General features: G+C 50.3%; 4 protein-coding genes. 3 read left to right on the top strand and 1 reads right to left on the bottom strand.

What is annotated here, in order from left to right:
* The first annotated feature begins 93 nt into the window (after nucleotides 1–93).
* Nucleotides 94–300: a hypothetical protein gene (locus RM811_RS09845; protein WP_402523490.1), complete on the top strand. Its 207-nt coding sequence runs from the start codon at nucleotides 94–96 to the stop codon at nucleotides 298–300.
* A gap of 97 nt (nucleotides 301–397) precedes the next feature.
* Entirely contained in the window at nucleotides 398–775 is a 378-nt protein-coding gene (locus RM811_RS09840) for a calcium-binding protein (protein ID WP_402523488.1), read from the top strand.
* A 38-nt stretch (nucleotides 776–813) separates the two neighbouring features.
* Here RM811_RS09840 and RM811_RS09835 read toward each other — a convergent pair whose 3' ends face one another.
* On the bottom strand, nucleotides 814–975 hold the full coding sequence (locus RM811_RS09835) for a hypothetical protein (RefSeq protein WP_402523486.1): 162 nt from the start codon (nucleotides 973–975) through the stop codon (nucleotides 814–816).
* A gap of 139 nt (nucleotides 976–1,114) precedes the next feature.
* Here RM811_RS09835 and RM811_RS09830 point away from each other — a divergent pair, with 139 nt between their 5' ends.
* Nucleotides 1,115–2,164, top strand: coding sequence for a DUF1186 domain-containing protein (locus RM811_RS09830; RefSeq protein ID WP_402523483.1), 1,050 nt, complete (start codon nucleotides 1,115–1,117; stop codon nucleotides 2,162–2,164).
* Nucleotides 2,165–2,591 lie beyond the last annotated feature (427 nt).

The following is a 2,591-nucleotide window of genomic DNA, read 5'->3' as shown; positions in this document are numbered from 1 at the left end:
CCAACGTAAGCCTGATCAGGTTGATCCCGACGAAAGCCACGCTTTAACAAGTTCTCTGCCACAGGCTTGTTATGGCGAGAGTCAGTCGTTGCCTTGAACCTTCGCTTGGTTTTACAAGCCAGCTCTTCCTCTTTCATCAACACCGCCGAACAGGCCCTGCCGGGCGACTTCCCGAAAGCCATTGATGATGCCGTGATGGACAGCAATGACGCGCAGCAGGCAATGATGATGCAGTATCTTTCTAACCCGGAGGTGGCCAGGGGCTTTGCCAGGGTGGTGTTTGATATGTTGAAGGGGTGAGGCATGACTTCAATATTTTTTGAACAAAAAATCAAAAAAGCAGTCTGCTTAACTAGCATGGCTATCATGTATTGCTTTTGAGGCGAGGTATGTTGTTATGAGTAACTCTGCTGAATATGATTCATCCTGGGATGATGGTAACGAGCCCTTGTGGGATAAAAAATACAAAGTGTGGCAAAAAAGAGACTGGGAGGATTATCTTGAAGAGCATCTCACCTTCCCGTTTCAGTCTGTCAGGTTCGAAGACCTGGACTCAAACCCGTTTGCTGATAATAAGGATGCACCTTTTTCAGTAGGCCATACCGTTGAGGTGTTGGGTATTGATGATGACGATGAGATGCGAGGCATTATCGTAAAAGTAAAAGAGGGGCGAAAAAAAGGATACCTTATGCTATGTGAGCTGGAAGTCGTATCCAAAGAAGATATGAACTTTTGGCCAGTCAGAGAATATGTGGTCTGGTTTGCCAATCGGTAATTACCTGAGCAGGCAAAGGTGCTGTTCAGGTACTTTGGTCAATGGGTAACCGGCATAACCCGAGTGTAGATATAAACCAGTGGCCGCTCTGGCGTGCCGTTTATGCGGGTTACCTCGCCGGTTAGCTTATGCCCTGCTGCTATATGCCGGTGGAACAGTTCCAGTCGTCTGATGAACATAAAGAAGCTTTGACATCCCATTGGCAATGCCTGCACCCTGATTTTCGCATCGATGGTTGAGGGCCTGCTTCTTAACAGGCTTTGACTGCGGCTACCTTATGACTGTTTAAACGCTATGCTTATGAAAAAAATAGCGACAATAGACAGGATAGGAGTACCCATGACCATTGACGATATTATTAACAGGCTTTCTAACCATGTAGTTGGTGAGTTGCCCGCAGAAACGCTGCTGGCGGCCAGTGAACAGCGGGCTGAGCTGACTCCGCGTTTGCTTGACTATCTGGAAGGTATTGCCGGGCAGGGTGATGAGATCCCCGAAGGGCAACGCGTGGATCTGGTCTTTTTTGCCTTTTACCTGCTCGCCCAGTTCCGGGAGCAGCAGGCATTTCCCCTGATGCTCCGGGTTGTTTCTGCCAGCCCCCGAGTGGTCAACCGCCTGCTTGGCTATGTAGTCAGTGAGAGTCTGGCGCGAATACTGGCTTCGGTAATAGTTGGCCAGGGCAGTGAAGAAAGTGGTGATGGCGGTAAGGTTGAGCCACTTAAACAACTGATTGAAAATGAAGCGATACATCCATACGTGCGTTATTCCTGCCTGACTTGCCTGTCTATTCTGGTTTTTTATGGTTTTCTTCCCCGGGAGCAATTGGGCAGTTATTTTCAACAGCTGTTCCATGGTGGGCTGGAGCGACAGCGTAGCCCTGTCTGGGATGGACTTGTGTCCAACAGCATAGTCGCTGGATTTGTTGAGTTGGAAACGGACATTATTCGAACCTTTGATGATGAATTATTAGTGGATTCATTTATGGGTAAGGACCGGCTCAGGGCTATGTTGCAAGAACACCCTGACGATATTCGCTTTCCTCCCTATGAAAATTTTGCCCTCATTGATGATTCTGTGGCCGAGTTGGAAGGATGGGCCAGCTTTAACAGCAGCCAACCGCAGAAAGAACGGACTGAACGGGTGCCTGTTGGGCGCAGCGCGGAGCTGGAAGACATTCAACGGGTTAAGAGACCCTGGCCTGCCAGAAAACCAAAGCCCGGGGCGCGAAAGCCTGCCAGCTCCAATAGACAATCAGGTCAACAAATGCTGTTGCGATCATCGTCTCCCGGGAAGAATCAGCAGCCTGTGGTCCGGCCAGATTCTAAAGTGGGCCGTAATGACCCCTGTCCCTGTGGCAGTGGCCGGAAATTCAAGAAGTGTTGTGGTTGAACGAGACTGCCTATTCTGGCAAGAGAGGGCAGGTGTGTCAGCCGACATGCCTGCCCTTCCGTCTTTCCCGCGAAGGAGGCTGTCGTAAAACCATCAGGAACCCTCGTTCCCATGCTCCGCGTGGGAATGCATACGGAGCTGGCCGAATGAGGAGCAGCCTCTCTTTGCCCGGGTTTGTGGGTGTTTCATGCAGGTTGCTTCATTTGTCGCGGGAACGAGTTCGAATCTCGCCCCGGTAGGTATAGTGCTTACTGAGCGCGTTCAATCCAGACGAAGTTTTCATTTCTGAGCTGCTGCTCTCCCGACCAGCGATAGGCTGCCAGTTTGCCTCCTGCCCGTGCAACACTGAAATCAACGCAGGCAACATTGTTTGAAAGGGTCTCAGGTGTGCCATCTAACCAGTAGTGACCAACAAACAGTGGTATAC

Source organism: Endozoicomonas sp., from assembly GCF_031844845.1.
In the GTDB taxonomy this organism is placed as follows: domain Bacteria; phylum Pseudomonadota; class Gammaproteobacteria; order Pseudomonadales; family Endozoicomonadaceae; genus Endozoicomonas.
Note: the sequence above shows the minus strand (reverse complement) of the source record. Positions and strands in the feature narration are given on the sequence as shown.

Excerpts from the sequence above, each read along its gene's own strand:
- RM811_RS09840 (WP_402523488.1), top strand. The coding sequence starts at position 398 with ATGAGTAACTCTGCTGAATATGATTCATCCTGGGATGATGGTAACGAG.
- RM811_RS09835 (WP_402523486.1), bottom strand. The coding sequence starts at position 975 with ATGGGATGTCAAAGCTTCTTTATGTTCATCAGACGACTGGAACTGTTC.
- RM811_RS09830 (WP_402523483.1), top strand. The coding sequence starts at position 1,115 with ATGACCATTGACGATATTATTAACAGGCTTTCTAACCATGTAGTTGGT.